Source organism: Leptolyngbya sp. ST-U4, assembly GCF_039962215.1.
Taxonomy (GTDB): domain Bacteria; phylum Cyanobacteriota; class Cyanobacteriia; order Elainellales; family Elainellaceae; genus Leptolyngbya_A.
In genome coordinates this window covers 203,746-219,509 of the sequence record NZ_JAMPKZ010000002.1, presented here as the reverse complement: position 1 = coordinate 219,509, position 15,764 = coordinate 203,746, and the positions used below count along the sequence as shown (strand labels likewise).

The 15,764-nt window shown below is 52.0% G+C and carries 13 protein-coding genes; 7 read left to right on the top strand and 6 right to left on the bottom strand.

From position 1 onward, the window contains the following. Window positions 1–4 precede the first annotated feature (4 nt). The 3 genes from NDA02_RS06495 to NDA02_RS06485 are packed head-to-tail and all read left to right on the top strand — an operon-like array spanning window position 5 to window position 1,641. Window positions 5–877 carry a lipid kinase gene (locus NDA02_RS06495; protein WP_190794453.1) on the top strand — a complete coding sequence of 291 codons (873 nt, stop codon included), beginning with the start codon at window positions 5–7 and terminating at the stop codon, window positions 875–877. A 48-nt stretch (window positions 878–925) separates the two neighbouring features. Beyond that, window positions 926–1,225, top strand: a complete 300-nt coding sequence (locus NDA02_RS06490) for a hypothetical protein (protein WP_190794465.1) — start codon at window positions 926–928, stop codon at window positions 1,223–1,225. Then, window positions 1,222–1,641 (top strand): PIN domain-containing protein, encoded by a 420-nt coding sequence (locus NDA02_RS06485; RefSeq protein ID WP_190794452.1) that lies wholly within the window; start codon window positions 1,222–1,224, stop codon window positions 1,639–1,641. The genes NDA02_RS06490 and NDA02_RS06485 overlap by 4 nt, the downstream gene beginning before the upstream one ends. A 4-nt stretch (window positions 1,642–1,645) precedes the next feature. Here NDA02_RS06485 and NDA02_RS06480 read toward each other — a convergent pair whose 3' ends face one another. From NDA02_RS06480 to NDA02_RS06470, 3 genes are read right to left on the bottom strand one after another with little or no spacing between them, the layout of a single operon-like run. Beyond that, a complete protein-coding gene (locus tag NDA02_RS06480) occupies window positions 1,646–4,993 on the bottom strand; it encodes an efflux RND transporter permease subunit (RefSeq protein ID WP_190794451.1) in 3,348 nt (1,115 codons plus the stop codon). Beyond that, window positions 4,990–6,294 (bottom strand): efflux RND transporter periplasmic adaptor subunit, encoded by a 1,305-nt coding sequence (locus NDA02_RS06475; RefSeq protein ID WP_348254653.1) that lies wholly within the window; start codon window positions 6,292–6,294, stop codon window positions 4,990–4,992. Before NDA02_RS06475 ends, NDA02_RS06480 begins: the two co-directional genes overlap by 4 nt. A gap of 29 nt (window positions 6,295–6,323) precedes the next feature. Further along, window positions 6,324–6,464 carry a hypothetical protein gene (locus NDA02_RS06470; RefSeq protein ID WP_348254652.1) on the bottom strand — a complete coding sequence of 47 codons (141 nt, stop codon included), beginning with the start codon at window positions 6,462–6,464 and terminating at the stop codon, window positions 6,324–6,326. A 702-nt stretch (window positions 6,465–7,166) separates the two neighbouring features. On the opposite strand from NDA02_RS06470, the gene NDA02_RS06465 reads away from it, so the two are divergent. From NDA02_RS06465 to NDA02_RS06450, 4 genes are all read left to right on the top strand, one after another. Next, window positions 7,167–8,423, top strand: coding sequence for a sedoheptulose 7-phosphate cyclase (locus tag NDA02_RS06465; RefSeq protein ID WP_348254650.1), 1,257 nt, complete (start codon window positions 7,167–7,169; stop codon window positions 8,421–8,423). Beyond that, window positions 8,420–9,265: a class I SAM-dependent methyltransferase gene (locus NDA02_RS06460; protein WP_348254649.1), complete on the top strand. Its 846-nt coding sequence runs from the start codon at window positions 8,420–8,422 to the stop codon at window positions 9,263–9,265. The genes NDA02_RS06465 and NDA02_RS06460 overlap by 4 nt, the downstream gene beginning before the upstream one ends. 104 nt (window positions 9,266–9,369) lie before the next feature. After that, complete coding sequence (locus tag NDA02_RS06455) at window positions 9,370–10,752, top strand: ATP-grasp enzyme (RefSeq protein WP_348254648.1); 1,383 nt, start codon at window positions 9,370–9,372, stop codon at window positions 10,750–10,752. 117 nt (window positions 10,753–10,869) lie between these two features. Then, window positions 10,870–11,253 (top strand): DUF2267 domain-containing protein, encoded by a 384-nt coding sequence (locus NDA02_RS06450; RefSeq protein WP_348254646.1) that lies wholly within the window; start codon window positions 10,870–10,872, stop codon window positions 11,251–11,253. A 401-nt stretch (window positions 11,254–11,654) separates the two neighbouring features. Here the strand turns inward: NDA02_RS06450 and NDA02_RS06445 are convergent, their stop codons facing one another. The 3 genes from NDA02_RS06445 to NDA02_RS06435 all read right to left on the bottom strand — a co-directional run bounded on the left by NDA02_RS06445 (window position 11,655) and on the right by NDA02_RS06435 (window position 15,662). Next, the gene (locus tag NDA02_RS06445; RefSeq protein WP_348246351.1) at window positions 11,655–13,340 is read right to left on the bottom strand and encodes an NAD(P)H-quinone oxidoreductase subunit 4; all 1,686 of its coding nucleotides are present in this window, start codon (window positions 13,338–13,340) and stop codon (window positions 11,655–11,657) included. Between the two features lie 159 nt (window positions 13,341–13,499). Then, window positions 13,500–14,546, bottom strand: coding sequence for a serine hydrolase domain-containing protein (locus NDA02_RS06440; RefSeq protein ID WP_190789761.1), 1,047 nt, complete (start codon window positions 14,544–14,546; stop codon window positions 13,500–13,502). Window positions 14,547–14,699: 153 nt separating this feature from the next. After that, window positions 14,700–15,662 (bottom strand): protochlorophyllide reductase, encoded by a 963-nt coding sequence (locus tag NDA02_RS06435; RefSeq protein ID WP_190792570.1) that lies wholly within the window; start codon window positions 15,660–15,662, stop codon window positions 14,700–14,702. Window positions 15,663–15,764 lie beyond the last annotated feature (102 nt).

The following is a 15,764-nucleotide window of genomic DNA, read 5'->3' as shown; positions in this document are numbered from 1 at the left end:
GATCGTGACACAACGGGCACTGCTGCTAATTAATCCTCACGCTCGTCGCGGAGCGGCATCTAGCGCACAGGTCAAACGATCGCTCGAAGCGCAAAATCTTGATTTGACTCCGGTTGAAGCCACGCCCGATCGCTTTCCAGACGTGATTCGGCAATATCAGCATCAGGTGGACTGCGTGGTGATCGGCGGCGGAGATGGCAGCGTGAATGCGGCGATCGAAGGACTGCTGCAAACTCAGTTGCCTGTGGGAGTATTGCCGCTGGGCACAGCCAATAATCTGGCGCGAACGCTGGGAATTCCGACGGATTTGACGGAAGCCTGTGGGACGATCGCTCAGGGTCGAATTCAGGCAATTGATCTGGGCTGGGTGAATGGGCACTACTTTTTTAACGTGGCAGGGATAGGGCTGAGTGCCAGCATTAATCGCCAGGTCGAGAAACACCTGAAGCGCAAATGGGGCGTGGTTGCCTATGCGGTGACTGCCCTGAAGCTCATTTTGAAACAGCGACGGCTCCGTGCTGAAATTCACTGCAATGGCGAAGTAATTCGCGTCAAGAGTTACCAGATTACTGTGTGCAACGGGCGATATTACGGCAGCGGTTTAACCGTAGCGGCAGATGCAGCAATCAACGACCAGCGACTCGACCTGTGCAGCATGGAACTTCAGCACTGGTGGCAAATTTTCTGGCTACTGCCTGCCCTCACACGCGGACAATATGCTGCAGGACGCGGGGTTCGGATTTTGCATAGCCAAGAATTCATGATTTACACCCGCATTCCAACCGCGCTCGATACCGATGGCGAAATTACGACCGAAACCCCGGCTCAGTTTAAGGTGATTCCCCAGGCGATTCGCGTCTTTGTGCCTGGGAATTAAAATCTAAATACTGAGCTTCCAATAAGTCTTACAATGTCTCTGCCAAAAATCTCCCTGCAAGAAGTTCAAGAGCTTGCCCTGCAATTATCGGCGAGCGATCGGCGTACTCTCTTGCAGTTCATTACCGAGTCACTTGAGGATGTGCCTGAGCATCCAAATGATTCATCGGCATCATTAGCTCCGATCGAGGCTCTTGTGAGGAGTACTGCTTCAACAAAAAGTCAAGCACGACGGGCGGCTGCAATTCGCCAGATGGGCGGACTCTTAAAAACCGACCAGCCAACTCCTACTGATGCTGAAGTTCAAAAGCTGCTAGAGGAACGACGGATAGAAAAATACTTGCAATGAAAATTTTGGTAGATACAAACATCATTCTGGATTTTCTGCTTGAAAGGGAGCCGTTTTTGGAGGATGCAGCCGCTTTGTTTCAGGCAATTGAATCAGGACTGGCGATTGGCTATGCGACAGCGACTACTTTGACCAATATTTTCTACATTGCAAGGCGCCATACTCAAAGCATTGAGCGAGCAAGACAAGCGGTTAGAACAATATTGGCAGTAATGAGAATTTGTCCAGTTAATCGTGCTGTTCTGCGACATGCTCTGGAATTTGAAATCCCAGATTTTGAGGATGCTGTGCAAATTGCCTGTGCATTCGACCGAAGATTGGATGCAATCGTGACGCGCGATTTACGTTTCGCTGCCTCCCCAATTCGAGTGCTAACTGTTAGGCGGCTTCTTGAGCAGCTTGTCCCAACGGAGTAGGAAATTACCGCTGAGAGATTGGTTCCGAAACGCCCTGGAGTGCCTGAATCGATCGCCGTTTACGCCAGGTTCGCCAGCGAATATCGTGGAACAGGGTGTAGAAGCAGGGAATGATGATTAGCGTGGGCAGAGTGGCAACGGTGAGTCCGGCGAACACGACGACGCCTAATGGCTGCAAGAATTCTGAGCCTTCGCCAATGCCCAATGCCAAGGGAAACATCCCGATGACGGTGGTAATGGTGGTCATCAGAATCGGCTGAAGACGCTCTGGTGCAGCCCGCAGGATTGCCGTATAGGGGTCAGCTCCCTCCTCAGCGCGGATCTGGTTCGCTAGGTCGAGCATAATGATTGCGCTGTTCACCACAATTCCCACCAGCAGTACGGCTCCCACAGCTACCGTCGCGCCGATCGCCGTATTCGTTAAAAACAAGCCCAGGATACCGCCCGCCAGAGCCAGCGGAACCGAGAGCATGATCACCAGCGGATCGATCAGCGAATTGTACTGCACTGCCATCACAGTAAACACGAGGAAAGAAGCTAGTCCACCTAATAGAATTACCGCGTCCTGAATTTGCTTTGATGTTTCCGCACTGGCACTGGGCAGGAACGACACGCCTTCCGGCAACTGAAGCTGACCGATAATTGCATCTTTCTCAGCAATGGCATCACCCAGGCTTGCCCCTTCCGAAAGGTTTCCGGCAATGAGAAACACCTGCCGCTGATTGATGCGCTGAATCTGTCCCGGAGCTTGCCCGGACTCGATCGTTGCCACTTCTTCCAGACGTACGAGGCGATTGTCTTCTGTAAATAAAGGAATGCCCCGCAGTGCTTCTGGTCGCTGGATTGCATCAGATGGGATCTGCACCCGCACATCAACCAACCGTTCGCCCCGCTGAAGCTGCGTGGGAATGCTGCCTTCAATCGCCGTCTGAATGGTTTCACCGATATCCCGTGCCGAAAGCCCCAGAGCAGCAGCTCTTTCCCAATCTGGGCGAATCTGCACTTCTGGTTGAGGTGGGTCAGCATCCGGGCGATAGCGAGCTAGTTTTGCTTGCTGATCCAGGGCAGCTAGAATTTGCGCCCCTGCCTGCCTGAGCGTTTGTTCATTGTCTCCCTGCAATGCCAAGTCAATATCGCCGCCGCGCACCGGAGAGTTGTTCAGTACCAGACCCCGCACTGAGTCTGGGGATAGCCTTAGCCGCGTATCGACCAGATTGAGCTTTCGGAGTTCGCCGTTCATGCGATCGACAAATGCCTCAATATCAGTTCCCGGTTTCAACGTAATACTGCTGGAGCCGCGCAAAGGGTTCTCGCTTGTGTTGCTGCCAAAGAGGAAACCGCCCGAAGTGGTAAACACAAATTGCGTCTCCGGCTGTTGCTGCATCAGCTCGTTCACTGCCTCCATGACCTTGCGGTTGTCTTCTAGAGGTGTTCCCGGCGGAAACTGAGCAATGAGTCTTGCCTGTCCAGTATTGATGCGCGGCAAGATTTCCTGTGGAATTCCCCTTGCCATAAGCACGCTACCACCGCCGAGTAAGAGAACAACAAGGACGATCGCGACCACGCGATGCTGAAGCACCCGCCCCAGAAAGCGACCGTAGAGCACCGTTGCATCCTCAATCCGCCGCCGAAAATTTCGCAGCAGCCAGAAGTCGCCCACCCGACTCGACCACCGCACCGCCAGCAGGCGAGAGGTAAGCATCGGCACGACCGTCAACGCCACGACCAGCGAAGCCGCCACTGCAAAGCTCACGGTTAGAATCAGCTCATTAAATAGCAGCGAAATAAAGCCGCCAATAAGCAGAAACGGAATCACGGAAACAAGGTTTGTGGTGGTGGCAGCCAGCAGAGCTGACTCAAGCTGCTGACTGGTGCGCTCTGCTTCATCAATAATCTGGGCACGGGACTGCTTGGAAGGGGCAGGGTGATGTCCGTTGCCATTCTCCTCTCCGTGGGAATCTCCGCTGTTGCGAGACGTACTAACCCCTTTGACAATGGTTTCCAACATTACGACTGAGTTGTCAACCACCATTCCCACGCCCAACGCCAGCCCTCCCAGACTGAACACGTTCATGGACAAGCCAAACACTCCCATCAGCATAATGGCTACCAGCGACGCCAAAGGAATCGCTAGCACGATGATCAACGTTTGCCGCAGCGACCCCAAGAACAGCAGCACGGCAACTCCCGCTAATGCTGCCCCACTCAGACCGGAAGAGGTCACGTTAGAAATCGAGTTGCGAATAAAGCGAGACTCGTCTAGCGTTGTTGTAATCTGCAAATCCTGAGGAATTACACCAGACGATCGCAGCGATTCAATCTTTTGTTTGAGGCCATCGACCACGGTAATGGTGTTTGCATCCGGCTGCTTCTGAACACTGACTTTAACCGCAGGTTCTCCATTAAGGGTGACAAAAACGCGTTGGTCTTCTGTGCTGTCGTTGACCTGAGCAAAGTCACGTAGATAGACACGCTGAGAGACAGTTTGAGGAAAGGTTTGTGAGCTGATTTGTGAATTTCCCTGTGAAGCGTTTTGTGAACCGGATTGAGATGCTGGACGATTCACATCAAACGACAAATTGCGAATTTCATCTGCCGTGCGAAAACGTCCGATCGTTCGCGTCAGGGATTCGGTGTTGCCGCCGGAAATGCGTCCGCCGGAGGTGTCCTGGTTACGGTCTTCCAGAGTCGTCAGCACATCGTTGAGACCGACTCCTAACGCTTGTAGGCGATCGAGATCCAGATTGATTTGCACTTCTTCTTGAAGTCCGCCTGCTACATCAATGCTGGCAATGCCCGGAACAACCGTGAGTTCTCGCGCCAGTTCTTCATCAGCGAAGACGCGCAAATCAACCCCCTGAAGCGTTTGGGACGTAAGGGCAAACTCGTAAACCGGCGACTGAGACGGGTCAAACTTAGATAACTCTGGCTGCTCCGCCGTATCGGGTAAATCCCCTCTTGCCCGGTTGACAGCAGCAGTCGCATCATTTAAAGCCTGGTCAATGTTTCCTCCCGGCTGAAAGTACAGGTCCACGCTGACCTGCCCTTCTCGCGTTTGAGAAACAACCTGCTCCACGCCATCGGTTGCCGAAAGAGCCTGCTCCAGCGGGCGGGTAATTTCATCCACTGCCACCTGCGGCGAAATGCCCGGAGCCTGCACGCGCACTGACACCCGGGGATAAGTGATCGACGGCAGCAAATCAACCGGGAGCCGCACCAGGAAAAACACGCCCAGCACAATTACCATTAGCGTCAGCATCAGGGTGCCAACATGTTGCCGGATTGAAACCGAACTGATGCTAAAGGCTTTCCGCGAAGGCTGGAAATTTGGCGATCGTCCATCCTGGGTCATTGCGACTGTCCCCTTTCTGACAAAATACTGAACTGCACGGGCTGCCCTTCCTTAAGCGGCTGGCTGCTCCGCACCACAAAGGCTTCACCCGGCTTTAAACCCGATCGCACTTCAACCTTACCGTTTTCCCGGCTGCCAATTTCAATCGATCGCGCTACGGTTGTTGCGTCCTGTCCTTCGCCCTGCACCACAAATAAGGTCACTTTCGATCCGGCTGCTGCCTGCGCTGCATCGCTTTCTCCGCTCACGCTCAGCGCACTTTCAGGAATGATCACGCCACTGTTGTCACCTGTGGGAAACTGCACCCGCGCCAAAAATCCACTGCCGATCGCCCCATTAGGATTAGGAATCACGATCTCGACCGGAATTTGTCGCGCCGTCGGATCTGCTGCCGGCGAAATGCGAATCACTTCCCCCCGAAACTGCTGATTGGGAAAAGCATCCAGCCGCACATTTGCCGTTTGCCCCACCCGCAGCCGACCTCGCTTTAGCTCCGACACCTGCACCACCACTTTGACCTGGCTAAAATCGCCCAGCCGCACCACTTCACCCCCCGGCTGTACCAAATCTCCCGGTTCAACTGTCCGCTGCACAACAGTTCCACTAATCGGAGCTGTCAGCACCGAGTAATTTTGGCGGGCTTGCACTTCGGCTAACGTGGCTCGCTGTGCCGCAACCCTACCCTGAGCCGCTTCCACTGCCCGAAGCTGAGTTCTCACCTGCTCCTGGGCCGATCGCAATGCTTGCTGTGCCGTGTTTGCCTGGGTTCGTGCCTGTTCTGCTGCCTGAGCAGTAATGGCTCCGTCCCGAGCAAGCAATTCAAGCCGATTGGCGTCTGCCTGGGCCTGCTGAAGCTCGATTCGTGCCTGTTCAACCTGCGTTCGGGCATCGCTGACTTCTGCCTGCGCCTGGGCGACCTCCGACTGAAGGGCTGCCAGATTTGCCCGCTCTTGATTCACCTGTGCCACCAGCAAGCGATCGTCTACCTGCCCGATCGTCTGTCCGCGTCCGACCGCATCTCCCACATTCACTGCCAGATCTAGCAGTCGTCCCTCTGCCTGCGATCGCAGTGCGACTTCTTTGGCAGGTTGGGTTGTACCCGTGTAGGCGATCGCATCTTGCAGCGAACCTGTCTCGGCAACCGCAGTTTCAACCGAAGTCGGGGCATTTGCCGGACGAGATTGAGAAGCCTGGGATTGAGCGTCTGCCCGCTGGGAAATATTGCAGCCCGTTAATAAACCGAGAGCTGCTAGGGGAGCGATCGTCGCCATCAAAAAGCGAACGGTGAAGGGAAAGCGCATCGGGAGTAGGTAAGGGCAAAGGACAAATTTTACGATTTATTAACACTGTACACGCTCAAACTCACTTGCTTAGTATGCAGCTCCACAATCAGTCCGGTGGGGGAATCTATCGAAGCGGGCTGCGGGCGATCGAGGCGTAGAGGCAAAACGTTTTCGAATGGTCGATTCAAAGAGGATTAAACAAAGAGAATTAAAAAAATTAGAGTTTTGCTTGTAATCCTTTAGTTTTTATTGGGGAAACGCAGCTTTGTTTAGAAAACTTCTTATCGTTTTACGATAATAGTCTGATAGTTTTACTCTGACATCTGTAAATCAGCGGTTTACTGATTTAACCCTTAGAGAAGGCAGTTCACCGAAGTTTACTAGCTCTGTTTCTCTACTTAACGTATTTTTCACCTTTCAGAGTTTCTCTACCTTTGGGTAGAAAGGCTCTCTCACTTTCGACAGTGTTTAGCTATCCCACAGACTGATTAGGCTACTTGCAGTTGTAGGGTGATGCTCCTCAATGATTCAGGCTAACGGTATTTTTAGTTACATCATTTTCTGGGAGTTCGCCAAATCGATCCGAATTCGCGTCTTTATCTGTTCGTACTTTCTCGCAACAGACTGGGCTGTCCTTGCCCAAGGCTAACCAGAAATTCATCATTCTAACTAAACAAGATGTTCGCGGTTATCAGGTTCTAAACAGCAAGGTTTTGACCTGCTTAAGAGAACGCTCAGCGATTTTGTGAATTTGCTGTTTCCGGTTTGAGACTGCATCAGTTCAGTGATGTCTCCTGTGATCAGCAAGTTTGCACGCGTTGGGCTGAAGACGATCGCCTTTTCATGTTGATTCACCATTCCCAGACTTATTAACGACCGAGCAAAGAACTATGAGCAACGTACAAGCCCAACTGCACACAACGGATACGGGATTTCGGGTTGAAGGCTACGAAAAAATCGATTTTGGCTTTCAATTCGTCGATGGAATGTTTGATATCCAGAAGCCCGATCTGGCAGCTCACTACAAAGTATTGGGACGCTGTTTAGCGATCGTGGATCACAATGTTCATCGTCTTTATGGGCCGCAGCTCGAAGCTTACTTTCAGCACTACGGAATTGAACTGACAGTGTTTCCGGTTGTGATTGAGGAGCCCGATAAGACGATCGATACGTTTGAGACAATCATTGATGCATTTTGTCGTTTTAACCTGCGACGCAAAGAACCTGTACTGGTGATCGGCGGCGGTTTAGTGCTGGATGTCACCGGATTTGCCTGCTCTACCTATCGCCGCAGCACAAACTATATTCGCATTCCCACCACCTTGATTGGTTTAATCGATGCTGGAATTGCGATCAAAGTGGCAGTGAATCACGGCAAACTTAAAAACCGCCTCGGCGCCTACCACGCGCCCAAGGAAATCTTCCTGGATTTTTCGTTCCTCAAAACGCTGCCCGTCGATCAAATCCGCAACGGCATGGCAGAACTGGTCAAAATTGCTGTCGTTGCCAACGCAGAAGTCTTCGATTTACTCGATCGCCACGGCGAAGATTTGCTTTACACGCACTTTGGCTATCAGGATAACGACGCAACGCTGCAAGAGATCGGCAATCAGGTCAATTACGAATCGATCAAAACCATGCTGGATCTTGAAACCTGCAACCTGCATGAGATTATGCTCGATCGCGTCATTGCCTACGGTCACACCTGGAGCCCAACTTTGGAACTTGCACCCGAACCGCCCCTGCTCCACGGGCATGCGGTCAATATCGACATGGCTTTGTCGGCAACGCTGGCAGCCCAAAGAGGCTATATCTCAACTGCCGATCGCGATCGCATCCTGGGACTGATGAGCCGACTAGGGCTGGCACTCGACCATCCAATGATGGAAAGCGATTTGATGTGGCAAGCAACCCAATCGATTACGCTCACCCGCGATGGTCTCCTCCGTGCGGCAGTTCCCTGTCCGATCGGTGAGTGTTACTTTATCAGCGATCTGACTCGCGACGAGCTAGATGGCTGCATCAAAGCGCACAAAGATCTCTGTGCCTCCTATCCGCGTGAGGGAGCCGGCGTCGATGCTTATGTGGGCGATCGCGAGTCGATGACCTCTGTTGAAATGCCAGCATTGGTAGGGAGCAATCTATGACCCAGGGAATTGTCAATCAAGTAGTTGCTGAAATGCCCCGCCCGATCACGCCTGTAGGAATCGCCGCCAGCCACTTAGAAGCTGCAATGGCAATGCTGACCCAGGTGAAAGATGTTCCCGACGAACTCGCGCTTCATCTTCAGCAAGCCACGATGTTGATCGCCGGACTCGACCCTTATCTGGGAGCCTGCACCACGCCCGAATCGCCCGCACTAACCCGAATCGCCCAGAAAACTCATCTGGAACCGTGGCAGGCAAAATATACCAGTGGTGCAACAGTACGGCAGCTAGAGCAGGAAATGCTGTCGGGTCACGTCGAGGGACAAACGCTGAAACTGTTCGTGCAGATGACGCGATCGCGCCGCATTCTCGACATTGGCATGTTTACCGGATACTCGGCACTAGCAATGGCAGAGGCCCTGCCTCCCGACGGTTATCTGGTTGCCTGCGAGGTCGATCCCTACGTGGCAGAGTTTGCCCATACGCTGCTGGATCAGTCACCTCACGGAGACAAGATTCGGATCGAGCTGGGGGCAGCCCTGGAAATTATAGACGAGCTGGCAGCAAGCGGCGAATCGTTTGATTTTGTGTTCATTGATGCCGATAAGAAAGAGTACGTTCAGTACTATCAAAAGCTGATGGACAGCAGCCTTCTATCGCAAAACGGCTATATCTGTGTGGACAACACTTTGTATCAGGGACAGGTTTATCTGCCAGAAGCTGATCGATCAGAAAATGCAAAGGCGATCGATCGATTCAATAAAACCGTTGCTGCCGATCCGCGAGTTGAACAAGTGCTGTTGCCGCTGCGAGATGGCATCACGGTGATCCGCCGCCTGTAGTCTCAAGTTTCCCTTCCTGTGCGACGGCTCTGACCAGCATTGTTTGGTTTGAGCCTCGCCTTTCATATTTTATGCCCATCCTGCGGTGTGCTAATTCCTAAACGATGAATTCTCAATCAATATCCGATCGCACTCTAGCTGAGCTGCAAAATTTAGCAACACTGGCATTATTGTATGTCGTCTTTCCAGTTAATTTGATTATTGTTGCCATTACACTGATTATTCATACGTTAAATTCGCAAGCTAATTCCGAAACAAATTCTGCGAATGTTCGTATTAATTCAGGATCTAATCAAAGAACTGTTTTAATTACGGGCGGCAAAATGACTAAAGCATTGCAGCTTGCCCGTTCTTTTCATGCTGCCGGACATCGTGTGATTTTGGTTGAAATTGATAAATACTGGATGACCGGACATCGGTTCTCGAAAGCAGTCGATCGCTTTTATACCGTAGCCTCACCCCGAACAGATCTAGAAGCATTTCTTCAGGATCTTACCGCGATCGTTAAACAAGAGCAGGTTAACTTTTTGGTTCCCGTCACTGCTGCTAATGAAAGCTATTACACAGCATTAGCAAAATCATCACTGCCGTCGTCCTGTGAAGTTTTTCAGTTTGATACGGATTTGATTCGTCGATTGGATGACAAATATGAATTTTCTCAGATGGCAAATGCGATCGGGTTATCCGTTCCCCGTACGTTCCGCATCACCTCCCCAGAGCAGCTTCTAGATTTTGAATTTCCATCGGACAGCAGCCGCTATATTTTCAAAAATATTGCCTATGATGCGGTGCATCGGTTGGACATGACCCAGTATCCGATGGCATCCCGGCAGGCTGCTCAGGCACAGCTTCAAGGTTTGCCGATTCGAGCAGACAATCCCTGGGTTCTCCAGGAGTTTATCCCGGGGCAGGAATACTGCACCCACAGCACAGTGCAAAACGGCAAAATTCAGCTTCACTGCTGTTCCCGATCGTCTGCCTTTCAAGTGAATTACGAGCAGGTCGATCATCCCAAAATTCTTGAGTGGGTGACGCGATTTGTCGAAGCCTATCAGCTCACGGGACAAATCTCGTTCGACTTTATCGAAGCACAGAATGGCACAGTGTATGCGATCGAATGCAATCCCCGTACCCATTCGGCAATTACCCTGTTTTACAATCATCCTGGCGTTGCCGATGCCTATCTCAGCAAACAGCCGCTCCCAGACGCGCCGCTTCAACCCCTGCCTAGCAGTAAGCCGACTTATTGGACGTATCATGAACTCTGGCGGCTGACCGCAATTCGCTCATCCAGTGATTTTATCCAGTGGTTCAATTCTTTGCTGCGCGGCAAAGACGCTATTCTTCAGGCCGCCGATCCGCTGCCGTTTCTCATGGTGCATCACTGGCATATCCCGCTGCTATTACTCAACGCGCTGCAACGTCAAAAACGCTGGGTCAGAATTGACTTCAACATCGGCAAACTGGTGGAACTGGGTGGCGATTAGCGTGATTCAAAAGAGGGACCAAATGCGATCGAATCACGTTCTTTTGTGAGAGGGGAAACCCAGATTTTGCTTTTTAGAATAAGCACAACTTTTGTTAATTCACCCGAAGCAAGATTTATGCAGTACGACCAGTTTATTAAGCATGTCCAGAGCTTTGCTCAACTCGATTCCCGTGAGGCTGCCGAAACCGCCACTGGAGCTGTGTTAGAAACGATCGCAGACCGTATTGTGGGCGATGAGGCACACCAGCTTGCTGCCCAGCTTCCCAAACAGCTTGGTGAGTACCTGTACGGACGCGAAGGACAAAACGGAACCTACTTTTCCCTGCGAGAATTCTACGAGCGCGTGGCTCAAAAAGCAGGCGTTGAACTGACGCTCGCCCCTACTTACTGCCGAGCTGTCTTTGCGGTGCTTAACGCTGCCGTTACCCCCGGCGAATTTGCAGACGTAAAAGCCAACTTCTCTGAAGAATACGAGGAACTGTTTGCTCCCCCCGCCTAGGTGTAAGCCAATTATCAGGCGAATCGTCAGGCGATCGTATGACCCAGCCTCTTGCCTTTAGGGTGAGAGGTTTTAAGTGGTGAGCGGTTTCAAATTGTCCCTTAACGGAACTGAGCTGAACATCTGCAAAAAACGGCATTGCTGAATCGGGATAGGAAGGGTGCAAATTTAGCTTCTGTATCGCCCCCTAAATCCCTCAATACTGGGGGACTTTGAATTCTGGTTCCCCCAAAGTTGGGGGGCTAGGGGGGCGTATCATACTCCGATTCAGCAACACCCAAAAAACTTGCAAAAGAAAAAGGGCGAGTCGATCGCCCCTTGAATGGTTAATGCATACGGTGTAGGTATCGTGTAATTGAACCGTGCAATTGAACGCGGATGAATAGCTTGTCGCGATCGCGCTATTCGATCACCCCGACAACTGGAGCCGCTTCGGGTCGCGAGAACCTCGGAAGTAAGCTTTTTGCGTAGATCTGGGGATTTCGCTGAGCAATTTGGCTATAGGACTGATTGAGTCCGGCATTTACTGCCACAGTCTTTGCGTCGTACATCTGGGTTGCCAGCTTGGGATAGAAGCCAATGCCAATCGTCAGCACCAGGAAGCAGGCAGCGATGAAGACTTCACGCGGTTTCGCGTCGCTAAAGACCGCATCCGCAGGCAAAACGCAATTCGTGCCAAAGCAAACCACTTCTTGAGTGCCCGCCGCCGCCACACCCGCTCCACTAATATCACAGGAAGGCGGAACGGTGACACCATAGAAGACCTGACGCAGCATCGAGAGCAGATAAACCGGAGTCAGAATCAGTCCGATCGCCGCCAGAATCACCGTCACGGTGCGGAAAGTGGAACCGTAGACATCACTGGTTGCCACGCCAACAAAGACCGAAATCTCGCTGACAAAGCCGCTCATGCCAGGAAGGGCTAGAGATGCCATTGATGCCGCTGTGAACAGGGCAAACACTTTGGGCATTGCCTTACCAATCCCGCCCATTTCCTCCATTGCCAAGGTGTGGGTGCGATCGTAGGTCACGCCTGCCAGGAAGAACAGAGCTGCCGCAATCAAACCGTGGGACAGCATTTGCAGCATTGCGCCGCTAATTCCGACATCGGTAAAGGAAGCAATGCCCAGCAGCACAAACCCCATGTGCGAAATTGAGGAATAGGCTAACCGCCGCTTCATATTGGACTGAGCGAACGAATTAAACGCACCGTAGATGATGTTTACCACGCCCAGCACTGCCAGAATGGGGGCAAAGTAAATGTGCGCTTCGGGCAGCAGTTCCAGATTCAGGCGAATCAAACCATAGCCGCCCATCTTCAGCAGCACGCCTGCCAGAATCATTGAGACGGGAGCAGATGCCTCACCGTGAGCATCCGGTAGCCAAGTGTGGAGGGGAAAAATCGCTAGCTTCACACCAAAGGCAATCAGCAAACCTGCATACAGCAGCAGTTCCAGCGTCAGCGGATAGTCTTTCAGACCCAGCTCCGCCATGTTGAAGGTAATGTCTGTGCCGCCATACAGACCCATTGCCAAACCCGCAACCAGGATGAAAATTGAAGCGGCTGCCGTGTAAAGGAGGAATTTCGTTGCCGCATAGCGTCGTCTTTGCCCGCCCCAGATCGAAACCAGCAGATAGACGGGAACCAGCTCAATCTCCCACATGATGAACAGCAGCAGGATATCTTGAGCCACGAACACGCCAATCTGTGCGGAGTACAGCACCAGGAGCAGGAAGTAGAAGAGTCTTGGCTTGCGATCGACCTGCCAAGCGGCAAAGATCGACAGCGTAGTTACAAATCCAGCCAGAAGAACCAGTGGGGCAGAAATTCCATCAACCGAAACTGCCCAGTTCAGACCTAACTGGGGAACCCAGGAATAGCTTTCTGCGAGTTGAAACGTTGCACTGCTCGGATCGTAATGCTTCCAGAAGGCGTAACACGTTAAAGCAAAATCTGCGAGACCTACGCCCAGGGCATACCACCGCAACTGCTTGCCGTTTTTGTCGGGCAGCACGGGGATGAGGAGGGAAGCTACGAGGGGGAGCAGGACGATCGCAGTTAGCCAGGGAAAATGATCGGCTGTCATGGTAATGAGCAAAAATACTTACCTTTGTATGTCGCTATTCTACTAAAGAGTATGTACTTTTGTTCATAAGACTTTACCTTACCTCAATATCAGTTTTATTCGAGGCAAGCAAAAAAGCAGAAAAGCCGGAGCCGGAGGTCTGCTGCTTCATTTGGTGCTTCAGGATGCAATCCAATCCAGTACCGCGAAAACAAGCTCCTCAGCTTGAATGCTCTGTTCCACTGCACACATTGCACAGACCGATACCCCTCCCAGTTCAGGAGCGTGAAATGCGCTGGTGTTATAACCGGGTCCACCGCCGTTATGACCTAACACTAAGCCCCATCTTGATGCTGGATCTCCCATAAGGCCCAGTCCATAGCTTGGCTTGACCCAGCGCGGAGACTCTGCCTGAGGTGAATTGCTGGTATCTGGCATCGGAACGGGTGTAAGGATTGCCATTTCTTCAACGCAATGTCCTGGAAGAAGACGATCGCCAAACACAGCATTCAAAAACAGCACAATCTCAGCAGGAGTTGATGCGATCACACCGTGAGATACCCAGCCAGGATGATAGAAGTGGCGAACATCACGAGCTGTTCTATCGGCAGCCAGGGCGCGAGAGAAGGCTGGCGCAAGGGAGGTAAGTTCCGCGATCGATTCTGGTACAAACGTTTGACGTAACCCCAGGGGGCGAACAATGTGATTGAAGATGAGATTGCGAAAGGAAATACCCGTTGCGGCTTCGGCAATGCGTTTTAAGAGCAGATAGCCGGGGTTCGAGTACGCCCAGCCTGTTCCTGGCGCAAACAATAGCCCCTGCTCATAGGTGGCGGCTGCAAACTGGTCAAACGACCAGGGCACGGATGGAGAAGTGCGTACTGCCTCGTGGTAAGCCTGCAAAGAACCGTAGTCTGGAATTCCGGCAGTATGGTTGAGCAGTTGGCGCAGAGAAATGCAATCGGCTTGAGCAATGTTGGGAAACCACCGCACCAGAGGGTCTTCGAGCGATAGCCGTCCTTCCTCCTGCAGCAGAAGCAATAGAGCCGCCGTAAAGGTTTTGGTAATGCTGTATGCCAGGAAAGTAGGCTCATCTGGGATCGAAGCTGGCAGCCAAACTGATTCAGGCTTTGCGCCTGGCTTCAGGGCAACGGCAATCCCGGCAATGCCCCGATCCTGAACCCGATCGTTGAGTATCTGAAATAGTGGTTCCCTCAAGTTAGTCACTGCATCTCTCCCGTTCACCGTTGACCTTATCAGCAGAACCGGAAAAAACTAAAATTGGCTCGATCGCCTTAGCAGCCTCGCTTCTCAACATGAAAAAATCATAAGAAACGATCGCTAATGCAACCAAGCCACGTTATTTATCTTTTGTTTTCCTTATGCCAGCCCGACTAGCTTCTCGCTCAGAATCCACATCCGCTCGGCTTTTTCGTCATCGCGTGCCTGCGGCGAAACCTGACGAATAAATGATTTGCCGTCTTTCTTCTGGCGGTTGCCCCAGCTCCAATACGCGCCCGACTGACGGTATGCCGGGTCTGCCAGCACCATTGCCACCCGTTCACCGGACAGCTCCTGCGATACATAGCCGCCCGTGACGTATTTTTGGAACAGCGGGAAGATTTTCTGGAACAGCTTGTAGTGGTTGCGGAACAGCGGCGTATCTGCCACACAGCCGGGATAGAGCGAGCTAAAGGTAATTCCGGTGGAATCATGATGACGGCGGTGCAGTTCGCGCATGGTCAGCACGTTGCACACCTTGCTGTCTTTGTATGCTTTGACAGGTTCAAAGGCTTTGCCATCTGCCATCGTGATCGGATCTTTGAATCCGGCTTCAAATCCTTCAAAATTGCCCAGGTCGGGACGCGGAGGAATCTTGCCGCCCAGTTCATCTGGGTTGTGCGTCACCGTGCCTAAAATGACCAGTCGCTTATCGGACGCGGGGGACTGCTTCAGGTCGTCTAACATCAGATTGCACAGCAGAAAATGTCCCAGGTGATTTGTTGCCATGCTCAGCTCATAGCCTTCTGGACTCCACAGGGGCTCTTTGATCAGCGGCATATAGATTGCGGCATTACATAGTAAAGCTTCGAGCGTTCTGCCCGTTGCCCGAAAGTCCTTAACAAACTGCCGCACACTTTCTAAAGAGCCAAGGTCGATATGAAGAATCGTATAGCTATCTTTCGGGATGCCAACGGTTTGGGCAGCATTTTCTGCTTTTGCTAAATCTCGACAAGCCATCACCACGAACCAGCCACGCTGAGCCATTGCTTTGGCGGTATAAAGCCCAACTCCTGAAGAGGCTCCGGTGATAATCACCGTAGGTTTCTGACTTTGTGACATTCTGTTTAAACTCCGTTGACCGACGTTGACTGTTTCTAGATTCGCATACGAGGGGGGCATTTGAGGTCGATCGTCTCACTGCAAACTGTTAGAAAAAGTAAA

What these genes read in the sequence shown, in the direction of transcription:
- NDA02_RS06445 (WP_348246351.1), bottom strand. Translation starts at nt 13,340, where the DNA reads ATGACAGCCGATCATTTTCCCTGGCTAACTGCGATCGTCCTGCTCCCC.
- NDA02_RS06435 (WP_190792570.1), bottom strand. Translation starts at nt 15,662, where the DNA reads ATGTCACAAAGTCAGAAACCTACGGTGATTATCACCGGAGCCTCTTCA.
- NDA02_RS06475 (WP_348254653.1), bottom strand. Translation starts at nt 6,294, where the DNA reads ATGCGCTTTCCCTTCACCGTTCGCTTTTTGATGGCGACGATCGCTCCC.
- NDA02_RS06455 (WP_348254648.1), top strand. Translation starts at nt 9,370, where the DNA reads ATGAATTCTCAATCAATATCCGATCGCACTCTAGCTGAGCTGCAAAAT.
- NDA02_RS06460 (WP_348254649.1), top strand. Translation starts at nt 8,420, where the DNA reads ATGACCCAGGGAATTGTCAATCAAGTAGTTGCTGAAATGCCCCGCCCG.
- NDA02_RS06450 (WP_348254646.1), top strand. Translation starts at nt 10,870, where the DNA reads ATGCAGTACGACCAGTTTATTAAGCATGTCCAGAGCTTTGCTCAACTC.
- NDA02_RS06465 (WP_348254650.1), top strand. Translation starts at nt 7,167, where the DNA reads ATGAGCAACGTACAAGCCCAACTGCACACAACGGATACGGGATTTCGG.
- NDA02_RS06480 (WP_190794451.1), bottom strand. Translation starts at nt 4,993, where the DNA reads ATGACCCAGGATGGACGATCGCCAAATTTCCAGCCTTCGCGGAAAGCC.
- NDA02_RS06485 (WP_190794452.1), top strand. Translation starts at nt 1,222, where the DNA reads ATGAAAATTTTGGTAGATACAAACATCATTCTGGATTTTCTGCTTGAA.